Origin of the sequence: Prochlorococcus sp. MIT 0701 (assembly GCF_000760295.1) — a bacterium.
In the GTDB taxonomy this organism is placed as follows: domain Bacteria; phylum Cyanobacteriota; class Cyanobacteriia; order PCC-6307; family Cyanobiaceae; genus Prochlorococcus.
The window spans coordinates 1-21,283 of record NZ_JNBA01000019.1; the positions used below are offsets into that span (position 1 = coordinate 1).

Annotated in this window: 23 protein-coding genes and 2 pseudogenes; 2 read left to right on the forward strand and 23 right to left on the reverse strand. The window is 53.3% G+C overall.

What is annotated here, in order from left to right; genetic code table 11:
- The 3 genes and pseudogenes from EV12_RS04480 to EV12_RS04490 form a co-directional block, all read right to left on the reverse strand.
- A pseudogene (locus tag EV12_RS04480) lies at positions 1–238 on the reverse strand (S-layer homology domain-containing protein); the annotation flags it as partial.
- A 729-nt stretch (positions 239–967) separates the two neighbouring features.
- Positions 968–1,336 carry a hypothetical protein gene (locus EV12_RS04485; protein WP_036912550.1) on the reverse strand — a complete coding sequence of 123 codons (369 nt, stop codon included), beginning with the start codon at positions 1,334–1,336 and terminating at the stop codon, positions 968–970.
- 239 nt (positions 1,337–1,575) lie between these two features.
- Positions 1,576–2,115 carry a glutamyl-tRNA amidotransferase gene (locus EV12_RS04490; protein WP_241466585.1) on the reverse strand — a complete coding sequence of 180 codons (540 nt, stop codon included), beginning with the start codon at positions 2,113–2,115 and terminating at the stop codon, positions 1,576–1,578.
- Between the two features lie 386 nt (positions 2,116–2,501).
- Here EV12_RS04490 and EV12_RS04495 point away from each other — a divergent pair, with 386 nt between their 5' ends.
- Positions 2,502–4,094, forward strand: a complete 1,593-nt coding sequence (locus EV12_RS04495; RefSeq protein WP_036912600.1) for an alpha/beta hydrolase — start codon at positions 2,502–2,504, stop codon at positions 4,092–4,094.
- On the opposite strand, the gene EV12_RS04500 is transcribed toward EV12_RS04495, so the two are convergent.
- The 15 genes from EV12_RS04500 to EV12_RS04570 form a co-directional block, all read right to left on the reverse strand.
- On the reverse strand, positions 4,088–5,107 hold the full coding sequence (locus EV12_RS04500) for an ABC transporter permease (protein ID WP_036912555.1): 1,020 nt from the start codon (positions 5,105–5,107) through the stop codon (positions 4,088–4,090). The genes EV12_RS04495 and EV12_RS04500 overlap by 7 nt on opposite strands.
- The gene (locus EV12_RS04505; RefSeq protein ID WP_036912558.1) at positions 5,107–6,696 is read right to left on the reverse strand and encodes an ABC transporter substrate-binding protein; all 1,590 of its coding nucleotides are present in this window, start codon (positions 6,694–6,696) and stop codon (positions 5,107–5,109) included. Before EV12_RS04505 ends, EV12_RS04500 begins: the two co-directional genes overlap by 1 nt.
- Before the next feature lie 27 nt (positions 6,697–6,723).
- On the reverse strand, positions 6,724–6,930 hold the full coding sequence (locus tag EV12_RS04510; RefSeq protein ID WP_081939927.1) for a hypothetical protein: 207 nt from the start codon (positions 6,928–6,930) through the stop codon (positions 6,724–6,726).
- A 166-nt stretch (positions 6,931–7,096) separates the two neighbouring features.
- Complete coding sequence (locus EV12_RS04515) at positions 7,097–8,413, reverse strand: homoserine dehydrogenase (RefSeq protein ID WP_036912563.1); 1,317 nt, start codon at positions 8,411–8,413, stop codon at positions 7,097–7,099.
- A gap of 37 nt (positions 8,414–8,450) precedes the next feature.
- Complete coding sequence (locus EV12_RS04520; protein WP_036912566.1) at positions 8,451–8,912, reverse strand: SufE family protein; 462 nt, start codon at positions 8,910–8,912, stop codon at positions 8,451–8,453.
- Positions 8,913–8,921: 9 nt separating this feature from the next.
- Positions 8,922–9,404: a hypothetical protein gene (locus EV12_RS04525; protein ID WP_036912568.1), complete on the reverse strand. Its 483-nt coding sequence runs from the start codon at positions 9,402–9,404 to the stop codon at positions 8,922–8,924.
- A 227-nt stretch (positions 9,405–9,631) separates the two neighbouring features.
- Positions 9,632–10,534: a hypothetical protein gene (locus EV12_RS04530; RefSeq protein WP_152562984.1), complete on the reverse strand. Its 903-nt coding sequence runs from the start codon at positions 10,532–10,534 to the stop codon at positions 9,632–9,634.
- A gap of 254 nt (positions 10,535–10,788) precedes the next feature.
- On the reverse strand, positions 10,789–11,358 hold the full coding sequence (locus EV12_RS04535) for a 5-formyltetrahydrofolate cyclo-ligase (protein ID WP_036912573.1): 570 nt from the start codon (positions 11,356–11,358) through the stop codon (positions 10,789–10,791).
- Positions 11,355–12,122: a methyltransferase domain-containing protein gene (locus tag EV12_RS04540; protein ID WP_036912576.1), complete on the reverse strand. Its 768-nt coding sequence runs from the start codon at positions 12,120–12,122 to the stop codon at positions 11,355–11,357. The genes EV12_RS04535 and EV12_RS04540 overlap by 4 nt, the downstream gene beginning before the upstream one ends.
- A gap of 8 nt (positions 12,123–12,130) precedes the next feature.
- Positions 12,131–12,595 carry a crossover junction endodeoxyribonuclease RuvC gene (gene ruvC / locus EV12_RS04545; RefSeq protein WP_036912579.1) on the reverse strand — a complete coding sequence of 155 codons (465 nt, stop codon included), beginning with the start codon at positions 12,593–12,595 and terminating at the stop codon, positions 12,131–12,133.
- A 4-nt stretch (positions 12,596–12,599) separates the two neighbouring features.
- A complete protein-coding gene (bchI, locus tag EV12_RS04550; protein ID WP_036912582.1) occupies positions 12,600–13,691 on the reverse strand; it encodes a magnesium chelatase ATPase subunit I in 1,092 nt (363 codons plus the stop codon).
- Positions 13,688–15,115 carry a DUF3370 domain-containing protein gene (locus tag EV12_RS04555; RefSeq protein ID WP_036912584.1) on the reverse strand — a complete coding sequence of 476 codons (1,428 nt, stop codon included), beginning with the start codon at positions 15,113–15,115 and terminating at the stop codon, positions 13,688–13,690. Before EV12_RS04555 ends, bchI begins: the two co-directional genes overlap by 4 nt.
- On the reverse strand, positions 15,112–16,272 hold the full coding sequence (locus tag EV12_RS04560; RefSeq protein ID WP_036912587.1) for a serine hydrolase: 1,161 nt from the start codon (positions 16,270–16,272) through the stop codon (positions 15,112–15,114). The genes EV12_RS04555 and EV12_RS04560 overlap by 4 nt, the downstream gene beginning before the upstream one ends.
- Before the next feature lie 30 nt (positions 16,273–16,302).
- Positions 16,303–17,052 carry an RNA methyltransferase gene (locus tag EV12_RS04565; RefSeq protein ID WP_036912590.1) on the reverse strand — a complete coding sequence of 250 codons (750 nt, stop codon included), beginning with the start codon at positions 17,050–17,052 and terminating at the stop codon, positions 16,303–16,305.
- Positions 17,049–17,426 carry a c-type cytochrome gene (locus EV12_RS04570; protein ID WP_036912603.1) on the reverse strand — a complete coding sequence of 126 codons (378 nt, stop codon included), beginning with the start codon at positions 17,424–17,426 and terminating at the stop codon, positions 17,049–17,051. Before EV12_RS04570 ends, EV12_RS04565 begins: the two co-directional genes overlap by 4 nt.
- A gap of 56 nt (positions 17,427–17,482) precedes the next feature.
- On the opposite strand from EV12_RS04570, the gene petG reads away from it, so the two are divergent.
- Complete coding sequence (petG, locus tag EV12_RS14575) at positions 17,483–17,599, forward strand: cytochrome b6-f complex subunit V (RefSeq protein ID WP_011130502.1); 117 nt, start codon at positions 17,483–17,485, stop codon at positions 17,597–17,599.
- A 10-nt stretch (positions 17,600–17,609) separates the two neighbouring features.
- Here petG and rsmD read toward each other — a convergent pair.
- The 5 genes and pseudogenes from rsmD to EV12_RS04595 all read right to left on the reverse strand — a co-directional run.
- A pseudogene (gene rsmD, locus EV12_RS04575) lies at positions 17,610–18,173 on the reverse strand (16S rRNA (guanine(966)-N(2))-methyltransferase RsmD); the annotation flags it as partial.
- Positions 18,170–18,811: an imidazole glycerol phosphate synthase subunit HisH gene (gene hisH / locus EV12_RS04580; RefSeq protein ID WP_072014277.1), complete on the reverse strand. Its 642-nt coding sequence runs from the start codon at positions 18,809–18,811 to the stop codon at positions 18,170–18,172. The gene hisH and the pseudogene rsmD, both read right to left, overlap by 4 nt.
- 94 nt (positions 18,812–18,905) lie before the next feature.
- Positions 18,906–19,229: a thioredoxin gene (gene trxA, locus EV12_RS04585; protein ID WP_011130499.1), complete on the reverse strand. Its 324-nt coding sequence runs from the start codon at positions 19,227–19,229 to the stop codon at positions 18,906–18,908.
- A 224-nt stretch (positions 19,230–19,453) separates the two neighbouring features.
- Positions 19,454–20,617, reverse strand: a complete 1,164-nt coding sequence (locus tag EV12_RS04590; RefSeq protein ID WP_036912605.1) for a GuaB3 family IMP dehydrogenase-related protein — start codon at positions 20,615–20,617, stop codon at positions 19,454–19,456.
- A 75-nt stretch (positions 20,618–20,692) separates the two neighbouring features.
- Positions 20,693–21,283 (reverse strand): CAAD domain-containing protein (locus EV12_RS04595; protein WP_036912597.1); only part of this gene is annotated, 591 nt, incomplete at its 5' end.

The following is a 21,283-nucleotide window of genomic DNA, read 5'->3' on the forward strand; positions in this document are numbered from 1 at the left end:
GGTAGCTACCGCTTGGATAGCCAGCTACACAGCCGTAGCGCTCAATCAGGTTGCTAAGAGCCTGATAAGCCCAATCGGTTGGGTAAACATCTTGGAATTGGGAGATGCTGGTGACCTGCTCACTGGAGGCCGAATAATCGGACACACCTTTGATGTCTAGGTCTGCGGCATTAGCAGCCATTGGTGCCATCAGGCCCAAGGCAGCAGGTGCCACCAGCAATTGCTGGAAGAGTTTCATTAGGTTCCTCACACGGATGGGCGCAATGCGCCGCTTCAATACTGGTCATTAGCTGCTCTTTTAAAACGCCTTTATGTCCTACTTAGTGCTGTAGTTTTCAATATTGTATAGACTTATTTCTCGAAAGAATGTTTCAAGTTGGCCTATTAGTCACTTAAGAAAAGCATTTGTGGTCAATAAATGCCCACGCTTTTGTTTGTTCTTGCATCAGCAACTGCTTTTCTAAAGACCATTATTTAGTAGCCCAGGTTTTGTTGTATCGGAATTGAATTCTTCCCTCTGTTTTGTTTTGGGTCTTCGAATTTATACTTCGGTAGACAGAGTTGATTTGTTGACGCTACTTCTTTGTGTGCTCAAGCCTTTCTGGAGAATCTTGCGTATAGGTGAATTGAATGTAAATATCGATTATGGGTTGGTGGCTAATTATTGTTCGCCTTCTTGCATGTTTGATGATTTGCTTTCGCTTGGAACATCCTAACTCTAGATGTTTGTATATTTATTAGGTCGATATCAACTTATTAATGAACTATGTTTTTGATAAGGCGTAGGGCAAGCTGCTGCTTGCGCGACTAGATTTTTGCGCCATGAATATTCTCATGATGATAATTATTTAAAGTTTAAAGCATTAAAAGTAGAGCCTTTTCAAGGCTTTTTAAGATTACAAGCAGCCTTTCTAGTGGTGTATCTATATCGATTTATATTTGTAGTTTCTTGGGATTTGCTCGATGCTTAGAGCACTTCTTGGTCTGGGGCAGGAGTGGCTTGAGTGTCGTTGTTAGAAGCTTGTGATGCTTCAGCTTCGCCACTCACTGGAGCCACTGCTGTCGTCGCTGCAGCTGAGGCTGCAGCCTCAGCTGCCTTTTTGGCGGCTGCAGCCTCAGCTGCCTTTTTGGCGGCTAATTCCTCAGCAGCTTTGGCAGCTGCTTCCTCAGCAGCTTTGGCAGCTGCTTCCTCAGCCGCCTGTTTGGCCTGAGCTTCTGCGGCTTTTTTGGCTTTACTGCCGCCTGTGGTTAGGTTGTTTAGCGCCCAAAAAACACCAATGATAATGGGGATATGCACCAAACCGCCCATTACGACTTGAGACTCGGGGTAAGCCATCTTTGGTGTTTAGGCAAACATCACTAATCATATGCTGTTCTAGAGCCAGCTTACAGGCCTTAATTACTTATCTTATCTTTGTTACTCGAAACGCATTTCTTCCTTCGCGTAACTAGTCCATCTGTTGGCTAGGCTTTTTGTATCCCTCGGCGAGCTTGAACGGTCTAGTTCATTGCTTTAGGAGAGGCTTATTCATGGATTTGTTGTTATACTGACTTGTATTCCGGTTAGAACTATTTCTATAGCTCATCCTTGATCAGGCGATTGATTGCTTCGATACTCATCTTGGTAGATGTGCAGTCAGCGTTAAGTGTAGGGCTCAGGATTGAGGTTGCTTTGATGACCTGAGGATTGTTAAGGACTTCAGGGCTAATGCCAACCTCAAGAAGCGATAAGGGTAATGTTTCCTTTGCAATCTTCTTGCTCAGTTGGCCGCTTTTGACGAGACATTCGCTAGCGGCAGATGTGCCAGTTGCAAAGGCGCGAATGCTCACCGCAAGCTGTTTGCTGGCGGTTTTGATTTGAAGGTCGATTTCATTGGCTGAGGCTGCGGATGTAATCAGAAGAGCCATAGCAATTGGTGCGCCTAATAGCATTCTCATGTTGCTTGGATGTTGTCTCTTATAGGGGTGGGAATTGCTGGTAATCATAATATATTTTATAAGTTTATTGCATATTATAGGCTTGACAAATAATCCATGCATTTGCGTTCGCAAATAGTTCCTTGTGCCACCCTTCTTTGCCTTTAATGCTTTCTTGTTACTTGGATCGCCCTCCATTGATTGATTCGTCTCTTCCGCTGGTCTACCTGGTGCTCTAGCAAGAGAGCCGCTGTAATTTGACCAATTATATGGTCGGAGGGTTTTCCGCTTCAGATCTCATGCGAGGTGTTTGGGCGAAATGAAGGTTGTTATTCGTTGTGTTGATTATTCAGGTATAGGTGTTGACGAGATTGTTTCCTGGTAGCTCTTGCTCGGCTACTTGGTTCGCTTGGCAAATGGCGAACACTGCTTATGAATCGTTTCTCACCTGGCTTGAGCAAAAGTTGGAATCTCAATGGCGGCATCTGATCCGTGGATGGCACCCAGGAGCACCATTCACTGAACCGATCTAATCCCTGCATGGCTTGAGTGAAAATGGTTTTACTCGTGAGCGGTATTCGGCGTTGGCCTTAACACGCCCAATTGGACAGCGAATTGTGATTGGGCTATTCGGCGCTCTGCTGTTCGGTCTTGCTGGAGTATCGCCGCTGAGAGCTGCGGAAAGATTGGAGGTGCAGCTTGAGGGGATGGTGATACCAGTTTGGATTAGGGAGTTGGTCGATTTGGGGCGGCCTGGGGGCAGCAGTAGTTCTGAACTCATCACCTGGCTCAATTTGCTCGATGCCGATAGCCGCTTCGATCTCTTTGAGCTGCTTCAGGCATCTTTGCTTACAGATCAGAGCATGGCTCGACAGATGCTGCGTAGTTGGGCAGGACGTCAGCTGCTTGATGCCGTCAGTGATTTGGTGAGGGTCGATGCCGACAGTAGTGGCATTGTCTTGTTCAACACTCTGGAACTGCTCTTGAACAGTCAGTCAGAGGTGACCGCTCTGGATTTGCTTGAGGAGCTCCCTGCTGAAAATGTACGCATCGATCTTGATGCTCTACTTCAAGTGGCAAGTCGCTGGCGGCGACAGTTGCAACAGCAGCAGCAGTTGGTGCTAGCGCTCGGGAGGTTTCCCGCAACACAAGTTCCAGTTTTGCCAGAGCTGGCAGGTAAGGCAGTTTTTGCCGCAGGGCATGAGTTCAAACCTTTACCAGTGGCTCATCGCACCAAGCCCCTCCAGCTAGAAGTGTGGCGCCCACCTGATGGCACTCCGTTGCGGTCGAGCTGGGTGGTGCTCATGCCAGGCTTGGGTGGAAGCCAGGATCATTTTCGTTGGTTGGCCCTCAGTCTTCAACGTAAAGGCTGGCCGGTTGTGGTGCTTGAGCATCCAGGTAGTGATGCCAGAGCGGTGCATGCCCTGCTGAAGGGGCAACGACTTGCACCTGGAGCAGAGGTGTTGCCTGGCCGCCTGGCGGATCTGCAGGCTGTCCTGCGGGCACGAGAGCAGGGCACGTTGGTATTGCCTGGTCAGAGGTTGGTGCTGATGGGTCACTCCCTTGGTGCACTTACGGCTCTATTGGCTGCTGGTATTACCCCGGAGCCTGGTTTGTATACCCGCTGTCGTAAGGCTCTAGACGATCTTCCTCTTACCAATCTCTCGCGGTTATTGCAATGTCAGTTGGTTGATGTGCAAATGCCAAAGCTGCAGTCAATCCCTCAGCTAGAGGCAATCGTTGCTCTCAACAGTTTTGGTAGCTTGCTGTGGCCTCGACATGGGGCTGTGCCTTTGTCCGTTCCAGTTTTGCTGACTGGCGGCACCCTTGATTTGATTACTCCTCCGCTGAGTGAGCAACTCGATTTGCTTTTAGCAATCTCACCTCACCCTGCTAGTCGAGTCGTGCTTGTGGAGGGCGCCAGCCATTTTTCACCGGTGCGGGTTGCAGGTCAGATGGGTGAGGGTCGTGGCGATGATCTCTTTCAACTAGGCGAAGAGCTGGTGGGGCGTCAACCGCTAGCTGTGCAGCGATTGTTGGCAGTTGAGATTCAAATCTTTTTGGAGCAGGTTGAGGCTGGCGAAGCCCTTAAGGGCTCCACACATCAGCAGGTTGGCGATTTGCGACTTCATCGTTTGGATCGCAATGCAGCAGAGAGGCTTCGCAAATCTCAGTAGCGGACGCGGGGGTCAATCAGAGCAACGAGCAGATCCACGCTCACGCTTACCAGCACCATCAGGGCAGCCACGACAACCACAATTCCTTGAACCACTGGGTAGTCGCGTTGGTTGATTGCTTCTTGGAGCCGTAGGGCGATGCCTGGCCAGGAGAAGGTGACTTCAATTAACAGTGCGCCGCCAATTAGCGATGCCACTGTGATACCAGCAATTGTGAGTACTGGCAGAAGGGCGTTAGGAAGGGCATGGTTGAGCACCACCTGTTGCTCACTCAGCCCCCGGCTACGGGCAGCTTCAACGTAATCGGATTGCAGTGTGCGGCCAAGATTGAGTCGCAGGGTACGGGTGAAAATCCCACTGAGTAGAAGGCCTAGGGTCCCTGCCGGCAACACCAGGTGTCGTAATGCTCCTTGAAGAGATATCCAGTCGCTGCTACGCAGACTGTCGAGGATCAGGAAGCCGCTCCCATCTGGTGGTAGCAAGCTCGGGGGAAAACGTCCGCCAATAGGTAGCCAACCGAGAATGACTGCAAATAGCAGTTGAACGATCATCGCGGCCCAGAACGGTGGCAGGGCGTAGGTGCCAATGCCGTAGAGGCGCCCTGCGAGATCTAGTTTGCCTTCCGGGCGGGAAATACCACTGAAACCAACCACCAGACCTACCACTGCAGCAATCAATAGTGCCGTCAGGCTTAGTTCCAAGCTGGCTGGTAGGGCTCTGGCAATGATCTTGCTCACTGGTTCCTGGTTGAGAAGAGCTTGGCCTAGATCGCCATGAATTAAGTCTTTGATGAAGTGCAGGTATTGATGCAAAAGCGGCTGATCCAGTCCAAGCCGGGTGCGCAGAGCAGCGCGGGCTGCAGCCGGCGCACGATTGCCTAACACGGCATCGACTGGGTCTCCTGGTGCCACCCGTAGGAGTAGAAACACCATGCTGGCAATGAGCCAGAGCATCACCGGTGCCAGGGCCAAGCGGGTCGAGCTATAGCGCAGTAGTTCTCTCCCTCGGCCCATCAGTGCAGCTCCCGTAGACGGTTGAGCATTAACTGGCCGCTACCGTCAAATTCTGGCTTGGATAAGTGCAGCTGGGCCCAAGCTCGTGGTGCTACCAGCCAGATTGGTAGATAGGCCGCTCCGGCGGCGGCGTTGCGCTCGATCTCTTTGAGCTGATGGAGACGATCGGGGCCGCGAAGTTCATCGCTGTGGAGAAGGCTCGCTTCTAGCCCATCTGCGGTCCAGAAGCTGCCGCTAATTGCCGCTTCCCCCTCTTCGCATACAGATCCATTGGCTTTGCTGCAGCTTAATAATGGAGCTAAATAGGCTTCCGGGTCGGGATATGCGCCTCGCCACTCAAGGATGACTGCCTGGAATGCGCCCTCCCCCAGTTGGCGGTAAACGGTGGTCGATTCGACGCTATTGAGCTTCAGGGTCAGGCAATCCGAGAGGTCACGTTCAACCTGTGCCTGCCATGTAAGTGCCAATAGCTTGTCTGCTGGCACGTTGGAACGGAACGTGAAAGGGAGTGTCAGCTTTTGAGTTCCGCAATAACCTGCTTTTTGCAGCAGCTGCTTGGCTCGTTGAGGGTTGTAGCTGGGCCAAGGTTTGATTGGTTCAGCTTGCAAGTTTGGCGGCACTAAAGACCGCAGCGGGCGTCTTAGTCCATAACTCACGCGCTCAACCATTAGCTGACGGTCGAGGCTGTAGGCGAGGGCCTGACGCAGGAGTGGTTGATTGAGTGGGGCGGAATTGCTGAGTAGAGTGATGTAACCAATTTCAAGTGCTGGCCCCGCTCCTTCGCGGAGTTTCCCTTGTTTGGCAAGGCGATGGAGGGCAAGGCGTTGGTCTTCATCCAGTGAATTGGATAGCAGGACATCCACTTCACCGCTTCGTAGGGCACCGAACAGGGCAGTGGAGTTGCTCAGATTGATGAAATCGATTCCAGCATTACTGGCTTCGGTACTCCAGTACTGCAGAAACGGCTCAAGGCGTTGTTGCTGGGTCTGGAAGCTAGTGAGTCGGTAAGGGCCGGTTCCAATGAATTGCTTATTTAGGAACTGATCTTTGTGCTTGGCGTAGGCCGTTGGTGATACCGGCGTCAGATTGATTGAGGTGAGTAGTCCCTCTAGAGAAGTGGAGGGTCTTGTTAGTCGAAGGCGTAGCAGGTAGGGACCTGCTGCCTCCACGGCCGCAATCCTTCCCCCTACCACGTAGTTGAGGGTGCCGATACGGAGAAATCGCCGCAGGCTGAAGGCCATCGCGGCGGCGTTGAATTGGGTGCCGTCGTGAAACAGCACATCCTTGCGCAGAGGGATCGAGATGGTGAAGCCGCCATCACTGATCTGAGGCGGGGCGGATGCCAGTCGTGGCTCTAGGTCCCCTTTGTGATCAAGTCGATAGAGGGGCTCCCCGAGGGCGCTCAGCAGTTGCAGAGCATCAAAAGTACTGGCCTGGGCAGGATCGAGAGAGGTGATCTTGCCGGCACTAGCCACGACAAGTCGCTCACTACGGCGAGGAGGATGACAGGCAACCTGGCTCAGTGCTAGGGAGAAAGCAAATAGAGCAGCGGCCCAGCGCAGAGAATCACGACGGCCGGAACTGGGCACAACGCGGGCGGATCGGATGGCCTTGATTTAAAGACTTGCTAGTGAGTGTCGTTGTGTTCTATTGGATGAGCAGGTGATTTGTTGCATCGACACTTCAAACACCGGTGATCCATTTGGAAGCAGAGGCCAACGTCTCACCCAACAACGGTTGTGGTCATCGTCGATTCCGATCACCTGGAATTGCTCCTTATTACCACTGAGGAGTTGAACACAGTCACCTTGATGGAGATCCATGATGGGTCGGAAGTCCGGCTTTGGAAAGAGTTGGACTTTTGACAACATCGAAGCGTTAGACATGAACCTTTGGGGGCAAAGGTCAGCGTCTGCAGACTTCTCTCTCAACTTGTTTGGCAACTCTTGCTTAAGGAGGGGTCTCTTCGTCAGGGGGTGTGGCTGGCTGTTAAAGGCAGCTCAAATGGGCGGCAAGACCTTTGACCTCAGCCATAGAGGTGATTGCAGTAAGGGCATCTTGCATCTGGCCTTGATTGATTTCATGGGTAATCACAACGATTTCGGCGCCGGCATCGGAGGCATCGAATTGAACGATTGATTGAATCGAAATGCCACGATCGCCGAAGCAGCTACCGATCCGACCGATTACGCCTGGTGTGTCCTCTGCGTTGAAGCGCACATAGTTGCGCTGACGAATTGCACTTGGATCAACGAGGTGACAGGAACGCCAACTGCTTGCGGCGAGAAGGGGATCGAGGCTGCCGTGGACTTCACCTAGTTGGCGTATGCCGGCAATGTTGAGGATGTCCGCTACCACAGCGGAGGCGGTGGGTCCAGAACCTGCTCCTGGGCCATAAAACATCACGCGGCCGATCGGATCGCCCTCAACCAAGATGGCGTTGTTCACGCCATTCACGCCAGCAAGGGGGTGGTCGAGAGGCACCATTGTTGGCTGCACCCGTACAGCTAAGGGCAAGGACTGACTGGTCTGAATGTCTGAGTTGAGACGTTCGGCGACAGCCAATAGTTTCACCCTGTAGCCAAGCTGTGTGGCGTAGTCCACATCGCGGCTTTGAAGGTTGTTGATGCCTTGGGTGGGAATTGAGTCACGGTCGACAGGTCCACCGAAGGCCAGCCCACTGAGGATGGCAATCTTGTCGGCCGCATCGAACCCTTCAACGTCGGCCGCTGGATCTGCCTCTGCGTAGCCAAGATCCTGGGCGGTCTTAAGCACGTCGTCATAGGCCACCCCTTCCTGTGCCATGCGGCTGAGGATGTAGTTGGTCGTGCCGTTGATGATGCCGCTCACTCGTTCGATCCGGTTGCCACCCAGTGATTGCTTAAGTGGCTCGATGATCGGGATGCCACCGCCGACGGCAGCTTCGATCAGTACGTATACCCCTGCAGCAGCAGCTGCAGCTGCAATCTCTTCGCCATGTCTTGCAATCACGGCTTTGTTAGCTGTAACAACCGCTTTGCCGGCGGCAATGGCTCGCATGATCAGGGTTCGGGCTGGTTCGATCCCTCCCATGACTTCAACAACCACTTGAACAGAGGGATCATCAACAACGGCCTGTGGGTTGTTGGTCAGTAAGGATGCGGGGAGCTCAATCGAGCGAGGTCGTTGCAGATTTCGAACCGCTACTCGCACCAGTTCAAGCTCTGCCACCAGAGGATGCCGCCCTTCGGGGGCTTGGAGGATGCCTGCAACACCGGCGCCTACCGTTCCAAGCCCCAGGAGACCAACTCCTATCTTCGTGCCCATGGCAGCTGTGTCCAGTCGTGTACTTGCTGGCAGGACTCTAGGAAGTTGTGGAAGACGAAACCCTGGCAAGCTGCTGTGCCTGGGCCTTCATGTTTAGGAGGATATTTAGGAATCCGTTAGCTCTTGATGGGGTGAGGCTGCCTTGAAGGCCTGTGGCTTCAATGAAGCTTGGGTCCACTGCCATAACTTGCTCAGGTGTGAGATTGCTGAGGCCTTGAATCAGCATTGCCAGCAATCCTCTTGTAATCAGTGCGTCGGAGTCTCCCTGCCAGTGAAGCCGTCCTTCCACGAGTTCACCAAGGACATGGACCTGGGAAACGCATCCCTTGACCTTGATGGCGTCGGTTTGTAATTCCGGGGACATTGGCGGCAGCTTTTTGGCCAGCCATAGAACATATTCGTAGCGGCGGCGGGGATCAGAGGTGCCTTTAAGTCGCTCGACCATGCTGTCTAGGGCTTCACTGCCAAAGCTTGAGGATGCGGCGGTGGGCTCAGCCATGGCGAAGGATCAGGATTTGAGTTTGAGGCGCTGCTGACGCACGCTAAACAAAAGACCTGCAAGACCCAGCAGGAGAGGTGATTCAGTGCTGGCGAGGAACCATGGTGTTTGTGGAGTCTTGGGTTGGCTGACCACCTCATCGAGCTGCACCTTGCCTGAGCGGATTGGCAGCATCAGATAGTCACGGTGACCTGGGCCAGCATCCACCTGCAGGTCGAGGGTGCCTTCCTGCATGACTGGCAGGGTCAAGCTCAACTTTCCTTGTTGATCCATTCGACCCAGCTCTCGGCCTGGTGTCCCGTTGGCTTCTAAGACGCGTACCACTGCTCCCTCAACAGGTGTTCCTGTTGAGAATTGGCTGTGAAGTTCCAGGCTGCCATCGAGGTAGTTGAGAGTGCTTTCAATGGCATGGGCTTTCGCTGGCGGACCTTGCCCGAGACCAAGAGATGCTGTTGCGATCAATAGAAACAAAGGCTGGATCAGGGTCCGCATTGAATGATTTCTGAAAACTCTGATACTCATTTTGAGAGATTCTTGCAGTATTGACTAGTACCTGCGTGGCAGCCTTTGAGACGGTTGAGATGATTGTCGTACGAAATATTTACCAGAGGCGAATATTTGGCTGCTAAAAATGGCAGTAAAGGCGTGTTGAAAACTTTTTGAGACCAGTTCTTGGGATTTGATTTGATTCAAATTCAATTCATTTCGCTTTCAATTGATCAATGAACCATATGCAATGAATGAGCAATGTCTTCATAATCAATACCTGAAATAGGAGTCGGATCTTGTAAGTCGATATTCCATTGAATTGCAGTGCCTTCAGTTGCAAGGCCTGGATAAAGTAGATTAACTCCTTCAATCATCAGGGTATTCAAAAAATTGTCTTGAGTTGTAGAGCCTTGCTGCCCACTGACAAAATAAGAGCTGAACACGTTTTCTATATTCCCGCTGCCATGGGCAGACTTTTCAATGCTCGCAAGGGTTAGTAGACCACTGTTATTATCTGAATCCCTGATGGGGATGAATGCAGCTTCGTCTTTGGTGATTCCATGTGAACCGCCATTTGGTGTAGTGATGTTTCCCCAAAACAGCCATTTGAGTTCGTCGACATATATATTTCCCTCTCCTGTAATAGGGTCGATCGCTCCTCCAACTTGGCCAACTTCGACTTCTCCTGTAAGGGTAAGAGTGTAACCTTGTAAAGACGTATTAAATGATCTTTGAGGGCAAATAAACGAAAGGATATTACCTTGCTTGTCCGCACCAACGGAAATAATTGATTGCCCAAATAACAGTTCCCCAGTCTTGTTGTCTATAGGATCGTATTCAAAAACAACATCCTCTGCTTCTAGCATTAATTTCACTTCTGAGTCCAAGGAATGATTTTGGTGAAGCCTAATATCTTCCTCGTATGACACCACGGCATTCTTCATTCCTTTCTTGAATTCCCGATTGCTAATCTTATTGTCTTCATTTTGGTCGAGCATCTTAACGATTGCAGCGGCGTCATCATTCTCTAGTTCCAGGGTTATGTTTGGCCATTGATCATTGACCACAGCCTCAAAGGTGAAGGTTTTGTCGCCGATAGTTGTCTGGAATGCATAATGATCACCCTCATCCAATGAATTGAACAAGTTAGATTGAAATACTGGTCTAAGGGTGATAACGTTTTCTTTGCCGTCTATCTCTATGGACTGAACGTATGCGTACGAATCAAATGGTAGGGCTGGCATTTTGTCTGAAAAATTGAAGTCTTAAAAGGCTAATTGAAAGATAGTTAAATGCCAAGAAAGTTTTGGATTTAAACCAAGTTTCTTTTCGATAGCAAGCTTGCTTTGATGTAATTCTTCGTGATTTGAGAGCGGGGCCTAAGTTTCTATTTTACTTTGGCAACTCCTCTTTCACTAATCCAGCCATCAAGGGGTACATCCCAACTGTCGCGAGGCAGTAAATCTTTTGATATGCAGGCTTGTGGCAAGACTGCAAGCGATGGAACTTTGCGCCAAGTCAAATTGCTTCTGAAGCGGTCGAAGAAACCGCCTCCATAGCCGAGCCTGATCCCTCGTTGATCCATCGCCAGAGCAGGTATTAGCAAGAGGCCTATTGCATCAGCGTCAAGGATGGCTTCATCTAGCGGGGCGGGGATCATGCAGGCATCTTTTCGCAGTGGAGTAAGAGTCCAAGGGTGGTAACTGAGACTTCCGTCCTCCCTACTGACTGGTAGTGCCAAGGGCAACTTCAAGTTGAGTTTCAGTTGGCGGAGGTCTACTTCTCCGCTAAGCGGCCAATAAATGCCAATGTGGCCTCGTAGGTTCCCGGCTTTTAAGTAACCCTGAATAGTGTTAACAACCTGCTGAATGATTGTGTCTTGAACCGCAGGTAATTGTTGAGCGCGCAGGGCCTTGAATTGACGACGAAGCTTGGCTTTGGCGATGGCTTGATTCATCGCGTCAGGTAACCCCAGCGGCCCATGAGTGGAAAAATCAGGGGGATTGTTGTTTGATCTGATGGCCAGAGTCTTTGTAGTTCCATGCTGAGTTGTGGCAGCAAGTCATGGCTCTCCTGCTTTGCTTTCCTCAAAGCCGACCAGGTTCCTATGTAACCGATCAGCTGATCACAGCTCCATTGGAGGGAGATGCAGAGTTCTTGGGGCAACGATTTGCTGATGGCGGGGAATGGCAGGTTCTGATAGTGGTTGTCGACATGCTGACGCTGGGGAGGCCACCAGTTCCGTAGCCTTTCGCCGTAAAGCTGGTCTAGCCACAACTGCAGTGCAGGGGGAGCCCCTTGCGGGGGGTCATAGCCCACCCAGACCATCAGTCCACCTGGACGTGCCACCTTGAATGCTTCCTCGTTGAATCGGGGTACATCGAGCCAGTGAATGGCGGCGGCCACCACAATTGCGTCCATGCATGCGTTGGGAAGCCCGGAGTCTTCAGCTGCTGCTACTTGGTAATGAATGCCTGAGTGAGCTGGTGCGGCTGCAACCTGTGCTGGGCTGAGATCGGTTGCATCGACGCGATCAAAGTGCCTTGCAAGCCCTAGAGAGGCTTGGCCGCTACCACAGGCAACGTCCCAGCAACGTTGGTGGCTGGCGGCTTTGCTGCTGATCCAGGCAAATAGGGATTCCGGGTAATAGGGGCGTTGTTGGGCGTAGGACTCAGCCACGCTGTCAAACCAGCCGTGTTTTGGTGAGCAGGAGGAGTCCATCAGTGGTTTTAGCGCTGGTACCAACCCGTGAGTGCTATGGCCAGGGCGTCGGCGGCATCATCGGGTCGGGGCGGCTGATCAAGATTCAGTTCGCGCATCACCGCATCGAGTACTTCATCTTTTTCCGCATGGCCTGAGCCCGCCAGAGCAAGCTTGATCTGCATCGGTGGGAATTCCATCACTGGCACTCGAAAGCGTGCCAGGGTCATGATGATGACTCCACGTGCCTGGACCACGCTGATCGTCGTGCTCGAGCGGTAGAAGAAGAATTTCTCCACAGCGGCCAGTTGGGGCTTCCAACGACGGATGAGCTGGCGTAGATCGCTGGCGATTTCTACCATCCGTACACCGTCGTCAATGCCGGGGTTGGTGCGGATGATGCCGCAATCGAGCATCTGCTGTTGTCCGTTGCTGGTGTCGATGACCCCGTAGCCCACCCTGGCGAGGCCAGGGTCGATGCCAAGGATGCGCAAGCGCTCAGCCTGCCTGAGTTGTTAGCTCGAAGTCAGCCTGATCGCTGTTCTCGCTGCGTTCGAACACTTTGCAGAAAATTTTGACGACGCGATCCCCTGAATCAATCTGCTCGAGGGGGTCTTTACGCAATCGATGGCGAAGAGAGCAAGAGATCACGCGTGCCACATCTTCTTCCGAAACCTCTGTTCTTCCTGCAAAGGCTGCTAGAGCCCTGGCGGCACGGTTGGTGACGATATCGCCACGCAGTCCATCCACATCTAGTTCGCCACAGACAGCCGAGATGCGCAGGCGCAAATCGTTGTCGATGCTCACCTGTTCAAGACGTTGCTGGGCCTCAATAACGCGTTGTTGTAAGGCATCTTGGTTGGCCTGAACCGATGTGGCAAAGGTGTCGGGATCGCTATCAAAGGCGGTGCGCTGATCAACCACCTGCACCCGTAGGTCTGGATCGCGGACAGTGCGAACCTCAACACTCATGCCAAAGCGATCAAGGAGTTGGGGTCGTAGCTCGCCCTCCTCGGGGTTGCCGGAGCCGATCAGTACGAATCGGGCAGGGTGTCGCACTGATACCCCTTCACGTTCCACCGTGTTCCATCCTGAGGCCGCTGAATCCAGCAGCACGTCGACAAGATGGTCGTCGAGCAGATTGACCTCATCGACGTAGAGCAAGCCACGGTTGGCCTTGGCCAGCAGGCCTGGCTCGAATGCACGAACTCCTTCGCTGAGGGCCTTCTCGATGTCGATGGTGCCGCAGAGACGATCTTCAGTGGCACCGAGAGGCAAGTCCACCATCGGCACCTGTCGCGCCTCAGTGGCAAGGCTTTCACCATGTTCAATGCGTTGGCGCACGTCACTGCTCTGTAGATCAGGATCAGTGGGTGAGCTGTTGTAGGGGTCGCCAGCGACTACATCAATCCCTGGCAGGAGATCTGCTAGGGCTCTGATCGCAGTGGACTTGCCCGTGCCTCGATCTCCCATGATCATGACTCCTCCGATTCGCGGGTCGATCACGTTGAGCAGCAGAGCCAGTTTCATCTCTTCCTGGCCAATCACGGCGGTAAAGGGAAAGACCCTGCGCTTGCGGGTTGAACTCACGGGTTGATGTCTGGAGTTGTTTTGGATTGTTTCACAGGCAGGAGTGTGAGCACTTGCGGTGGGGTGGCATCAGCGGGGTAAATCAGTCGAATTCGGACATCTCTAGTTTCTCCTGGCGTCAGGCTGATGCGACCAAGGTCTGGCCCCATCTGCCCCTGTCGCAGGACTAGGTGGAAGCGGCGACGGCCCATGGGTCGACTGGATTGACTGGACTCGCTATCGAGTCCACTGACCTCGATCAGCCCTCGATACATCACAGGTCCGCTGGCTGAGACGCGAAAGTCAAGACTTTCGTTGTTGTTGTCCTTCTTTAAGGGGGACTCAAGGGTCAGCAAGAAGGATTTTGCCTGCTGTGATCTGTTGTGTAACGGCAGAGTGAGGTCATATTCAACTCCGTAGTTCCCATGGGCAGCCCATGCTGTGTTCTCGTAGTGCGCTTGTAATTCAGCGGTTTGTACCTGATCCGTGCCGAGGCTGCCTCTCTCGAGGCTGCTGATAGGCCAGGAGATGGGTGTATTGATTGTGCTTAGCACGGTGCTACCAGGATCAGTCAGGGTTGTCTTCCATGTGCTGCCCAACTGGATTCCGCTGACGCGTGAATACACGATCTTGCCGCTGTTGCCTCGAGGAGTGGGGTGATGTTCCTTGGGGCTGAGTTCGCCGCTTTCAAGTAGCTCAATCCAGCGAGACAGTGGAGGGGCAGCTTTGGGATTGCCGTAGGCAGCCACGGTGGCCAGTGAGATGGGGCCGGAGCTATGAAGCCGCATCTGAAGGTTGCGACCGTTGAGAAGTGGATCGAGACCTGCTACGGGAATGGGGAGCACCAATAGGGCGCTCGGGCTGCCTGGTAGGAGTTCCCAGCGCTCTGGGAGCTCTCTAGCTCGCTCCCCCCGCAGTAGATCGCCAGCGACCCGGCTGCCTGGGCCAGCGGCAATTGGGGACGTGGTTTCGGCAATCACTTTCGGCAGAGGCAGAAATGGTGCAGCTGTCTGTCCTGCTTCGGTGGCTTGCGATAGGGAGGTGCTGCCTCTCAATAGGGTCAGTTGCACAGGCTCATCACCCCGTGGCTGTGCCAGCACTGCTAGCCAGAGGGTGGATTCGAGATGATCGGGAAGGCCGGCATACACGTGGTGACTGAATAGATCGAAACGACCATCGAGTGGCACGGCCAGGTTGCTTTTGTCAGCTTTGGCGCTGGACCTTTTTGTGTTTTTGGTAGGGAAGGTGGAGATCAGAATCCCTTCCCCTGTAATGAGTTCGGGATTGTTGTCATTAACCATCAGCACCTTGTCAAGCCCGCCTGGTAGGGGCCTGACCTGTTGCTGTCTTCGTTTTACGGTTGGGGCAGCAATCAGAGCAGGGGTGTAAAGCACTGCTCCAGAAACGGTGAAAAGGGCAACTGACAAAAGGGCGGGGATCTTCATGGCTGATTGCTTTTTGTTGATTCCGTTCGAGGTGTCGATGGCTTTGGCTTGAGTACTGGAGCCATAGCGGCTGCCATGTCGCGGATTAGTTCTGTGGAGCGGGGGTCGTTGAAGGGGCCTTTCACCATGAACCCTGCCACTGCCCGACTGCCATCAGGTAGTTCGATCAGGCCGGCATCGGCATAAGCGATGCCGATGTCGCCGGTTTTGTTGTAGATGCGGTAGCCCTTTGCCAGGAGGCTGTTGTCAGGCTCTCCTTGCTTACCGCCCAGTCCCTTGAGAAATCCACCAGGTAATAGGCGGTTGCTGACGGAGGTGCTCATTGCCTCCCTGAATAGATCCCGTGTGCGTGGGCTAAGGGCTTTCCCGGTATCGACCAGTGCGATGGCCCGTGCCAGATCGTGGCTGCTGGTGGTATTGGTGCCTTGTAGATCCGGCAACCAGTTATTCACCACCGTGGAGCTCAGGCCGAGAGCATTGAAGCGTGCATTGAGGACGTCCTTGCCACCAATGCGTTGAATCAGCAGATTGGTGGCGGTGTTATCGCTCACCCTGATCATCTCGGTGGCAACTTCGTGGGCAGGGAATTGGCTGCCAAGCGGTTTACTGGCCATCCAGCCAGCACCACCACCAATAATCTCTTTGGTGAGCTTCAGGGGTTCATTCCAGCTGAGCTGACCGGAATCGATGAGTTCGAGAGCTACGAGCAGGATTGCTGTTTTGATGGAGCTAGCTGCAGGCAGTGCTGTCTCGGGGGAGAGCTCGGCATAGCGTCCGTCATCGAGCACTAGTAAAAATGCGCTTGCTTGTAAGTCTTTCTGTTGCTTGGCCAGATCTCTCCAGCGGTTGCTCAACTTTGTGAGTTCTTGCTTCGTCTGGAAGTTGCCCAGTTGCAAACTATTCCCATTGCTGAGTATGGGGTTTGTGGCTTCCTCAACCATGTTGAAGCGACTGGTGAGGCCCTTTAGGGGAATCCAATTTCGCCCAGGAAGCCACTCCGGCAAGTCCAGCTTGCCCTGCTTCACCTGTGGGCCGAGCATCTTGAGCGCTGAACCTGTAATCACGCCGAGGCCGATGCCCATCAAGATCAGACGCAACAAAAGCCGTAGGGGACCAGCCCCGTTTGAGCGCTTGCGGTAAGGGCGACTGCTTGACAAGGAAGTGAAGATCAGTGAGTTCGGCTGAGGTTAAGAGTGACGAGAATGGATGGCCCAGCGCAGTTGCCTCACCATCCCTCTCAGCAGGGCTACTTCCTCGGGACGGACGGCAGCGCGTTGGAGTAAACCACGGACTTTGGCCATGCGGGCTTGGGCCGTATGGCTCAAAAGAAATCCCACCTCTAACAGGAGATCCTGTGCGTCTGTTAAGCATGCGTCGAGTTGACGAGGTGATGCTGGGTCGGGCCATGCCGATTGCACTCCCCTGAGCGTTCCTTGCCCTTGGCAACGTTGTAGCTCATGCAGCACGATCGCTACCGCATGCGAGAGGTTGAGGGATGGATATCCATAAGAGCTGTGCAGGGTGAGTACACGTTGGGCGAGTTGAAGTTCCTCGTTGGTTAGGCCTCTGTCTTCACGGCCAAATACCAGTGCTACAGGTGCTGTACCCATGCTCTCTAGTAACCATGGCACTGCTTGTTCGGGGGTTTGCAGGGGGATGTTGCCATGATCCAATCGGCCGCAGCTGGCCACAACTCTGTGACAGTCAGCTACGGCATCGAGCAAGCATGAGAATTGTTTTGCTTGCTCAAGCATTGCTGCGCCATGGACAGCCATGCGTCGTGCCTCGGCATCAGCAGGGTCGCAGCGGGGCGAGACCAGACGTAGTTCTTGCACTCCGAAGTTGGCGCAGAGTCTGGCCACACTGCCCAGATTCAGTGGACCAATTGGCTCAACCAGAACAACAGTCGTTTGGATTGAGCGGATGTCCTTGTTCAATTCAGGGAATTTAGATAAGCCAGTAGGTCGGCCATCTCTTGAGGCTCCAGCTGGAATCTGGGCATGGGTGGCGTATTGCCGCTTACCACTTGCCTGATCAGCTGGGCGTCGTTGCGACGTTCGCTCACGTCAAGGAGATTTGGTCCTAAGTTTCCTTGGGCAGTAATCCCGTGGCAGCCAGCGCAGTTGATGCGGAACAGTCGACCTCCTTGCTCCAAAGATCCCTTCAAATCAAGGGTGGCGTTGATGTAGGGATCTCGTTGTGAGTGTCCTAGCACCCATAACAAAATTGCAATGCAGGCAGCTGCTGCCAATACCACTAGGGCTCCAATTAACCCGTTTTTGCTTTGATTGTTTGATGACGGGCCCGTCACGGTGAGTTCAGGAGCATGAAACAATTGTGCTTAATCTTTCAACTGGGCGCGAGGCCATGATCGAACCACTTCTCTGCGGCATCGTCCTGGGTTTGATTCCGGTCACTTTGCTTGGATTGTTTGTGGATGCTTGGAATCAGTATCGTCGGGATACTGTTCTGGGGGATTGGTGAACAGTAAGGCGCTGCTGCCATAGATACGGCGATCTTGTTCAAGCCACTGCATCGGGGTTTCCAAGCTGTTGTTCGTGGCATGCTCACAGATCACTACAGCATCTTTCTGCAGCCAATGGCCTGTAAGCAGGGCTTTGAAGACTTCTGAATAGAGTTTTGAAGAATAAGGCGGATCGAGGTAGACCAGGTTGAAACCAGGGTTTTCCGCTGCCCAAGGTTGATTGAACTTTGCTGCATGGCAACCTCTCTTCAGCCAGCTCAGTACGTCATGGCGGATCACTTCTATGTTGCTCTGCTGGGAGAGGCCAGAGGCGGTGGCAATTAGGTTGGCCTGACAGACTTTGGCTGTGTTCAAGTTTCTTTCAACAGCTACCACACGTCGTGCGCCGCTTTGCAACGCCTCACAGCCCATTACTCCACTGCCGCTAAATAGGTCAAGCCAGTTGCAGTCATGCAAGCGTGGGGCTAGCACGTTCATCACTGCTTCACGAACACGACTCGTCGTGGGTCTAGTGCCTTGGCCAGCGGGACTCTTAAGCCTGCGCCCTCCGGAGAGCCTTAGCTGGCTACTCATGGCAGAGTTTTTGCGCCGGTCTCCAGCCACTTCAGCCAGCGACTCAGCATGCGCTCGCCTGCTGCAGCGGATTTCTCTGGGTGAAACTGACAGGCCCCTAGTCGGCCTTTCCAGACCATCGCTGTGATGTTGTCTCGGCCAAACGGCGCTATGGCCGCCAGATCACTGTTTTGGCTGGGGACTGCAGCATAGGAATGCACGAAATACATCCAGCTGTCTGGATCTTCCTTGTCAAGCAGCGGGCAGTCGTTTCGATGTTGTAGAGCAGCCCAGCCCATGTGGGGAATTCGTTCGCCTTGATTGGAGGGCAGTCGTTGAACGTGGCCCTTAAGTAAGCCTAGGCCGGTGGCATTTCCCTCGTCACTCGATTCGAACAACAGCTGCAGACCCAGACAGATGCCTAGAAGAGGTCGTCCTCCTTTCACCCAACTCTTGAGGTCTGGAACCAGTCTGGTCTGCTCAAGGTGCACCATGGCGGGATCAAAGGCACCTACTCCAGGCAAGATCAATGCATCACAGCGGCTGAGGTCGGCGGGCTGCCTCACTATGTGAAGAGCCTTGTGGAGCCTTTCAAAGGCAATCTGCACAGAGTGCAGATTGCCCATGCCGTAATCAATTAAGCCTAGACGTGTAATCAAAGAAACCCTCCGCAATCTGGCCTTTTAGCCATGTCAGGCATTGAATCAGGCCAAGGGTGATCTAGGAGGGCTGGAATCGAAGTTGGATCAAGCTTCAGAGGTACTTTGAAATGGTTCCAGAAAGCGTGGCTTTGGGCACTGCGCCAACAACTGTGTCGACTTTTTGACCTCCCTTGAACACCATCAGGGTGGGGATACTGCGAATACCGTATTGACTGGCGACGTTGGGGTTTTCGTCAGTGTTGAGCTTGAAGACTTTGATCTTGCTCTCGAATTCCTTGGCAATCTCATCGACGATCGGAGCAACCATGCGACATGGGCCACACCAAGGCGCCCAGAAATCAACTAGCACAGGCACGTCGCTTTGAAGGACGTCCTGCTCGAAGGAGGCGTCGGTAACTGCGGCGGCATTGGACATTCCTTAGGTCGTTGATTTTGCGGAAATTTAGCAATCCTTTGTATTTTATTCAGGCTTAAGAGCCTGCACAGGTAGGAACTGTGACGGTCTCTTGCACAGAAGACGAAAAGCCCGAGCTCGTCGGGCCGGTGTGTGTGAGGAGTGTGTGGGCCGTAGCCCTCACGACTACATACTAGCCATGGTCTCTCTCGGATCCAATCGGTTTTCGCCTGCGATCGGAATGTTTACTTGCCCATGCCTAGCTGCTGGGCTTTCTGATAAACCTTCCCTTCGGTCAGCAGAGATGGGGCGATGACGACCTCAACCTGTTGCATCTCTTTGATCGTACGGGCCCCAAGAGTGCCCATGGACGTTTTGAGAGCGCCTAGCAGGTTATGGGTGCCATCGTCTAGCAGAGCAGGACCTCTAAGGATGCGTTCCAGGCTGCCTGTGCTGCCCACCTTGATTCTTGTGCCCCTTGGCAGTACGGGACTGGGCGTGGCCATACCCCAGTGGAAGCCACGACCAGGGGCCTCAACTGCTCGGGCGATCGGAGAGCCGATCATGACCGCATCGGCACCGCAGGCAATGCATTTACAGACGTCCCCTCCTGTGATGATGCCGCCATCTGCGACGATCGGAACGTAGCGACCACTCTCTCGCTCGTAGTCCTCACGGGCGGCAGCGCAGTCCGCTACTGCGGTGGCTTGGGGGATGCCCACGCCAAGAACTCCACGGGAGGTGCAGGCAGCACCAGGGCCGATGCCAACCATCACCCCTGCGGCACCTGCACGCATGAGTTGAAGAGCGACCTCGTAGGTGACGCAATTACCCATCACCACAGGGACCCCCATGCCTTGACAAAGGGCCTCTAGGTCGAGAGTTTGTTGACCTTCAGGACCAATGTGTTCGGTTGAGACCACTGTCGCCTGCACAAAGAAGAGGTCAGCACCCGCTTCTGCAATGGTTTTGCTAAAGCGCATTGCTGCCACGGGTGTGCCACTCACAGCAGCAATGCCCCCCTGATTTTTGATCTCTTTGATGCGTTGATAGATCAGGGCTTCTTGCACAGGTTTGCTGTAGATCTCCTGCATTAGTGGCACGAAGGCGTCCTTTCCGATTGCGGAGATCCGATCCAGTACTGGGTTGGGGTCTTTGTAGCGGGTTTGGACTCCCTCCAGATTCATTACGCCGAGGGCTCCAAGGCGGGATAGGGCCACAGCCATATCGACATTGACAACGCTATCCATAGCGCTCGCAATGATCGGTATCTCACGTTCGATACCCGCGAGGTTCCAGCAGGTGTCAGTGATCTCCGGGTCAACGGTTCGTCCACCCGGAACAAGGGCGGTTTCGTCGATGCCATAGGCCCGGCGAACGACCTTGGTGCGTCCGAGCTGAATGTTCACCACAGACCAAATAAAGTCACGCCAAGTTAACAACTGGGGTGATTCAAATTTTGTCTTGAGGGAAAGGAGCTTTAGCTAGGGCTTGTTGTCAGTTGTTCCACGGAAGGCCTCCCATCGGGTGCGCACTCTGGAGATCACATCCTGGCGATCTTCGCTGCGGATCAGGCGGGTGATTGAAAACCATGTCAGCCAGAGGATGCCGGCCATTTCGAAGAGAGATGGGGCCAGAGGGACGCTCTCAATCGTGGACAAAATACCGCCATAGATACGAACAAAAATCACAAGGGTGATCAGTGCAGCAATGACAAGAACGGGTCGTCTCAGTTTTTGCCATTGGCTTGTTTGATCGTCTTGATTGATCCAGTTGCTCACCTTGAAGAAGTTGCGCAGTTTCTCCAAAAGCAGCTTCAACTCCTCTCCTTGATCAGGGCCTTCGGGCCCGTCTGAGGATTTGGGTGTTGGTGTTGGGCTTGAAGGGATGGTGCTTGGTTTGGAGATAGCCGGGCTGTCTTGAGCTGGAGCAGGTTGTTGTTGAGCTGGTGTCTTAGGGACAGCAGGTGTGGCTTGTGTGGAGGCCACTTGAGCTGCACTGGCTTTCAGGTCATCTGAAGCATCTGAGGATTTGGGTGTTGGTGTTGGGCTTGAAGGGATGGTGCTTGGTTTGGA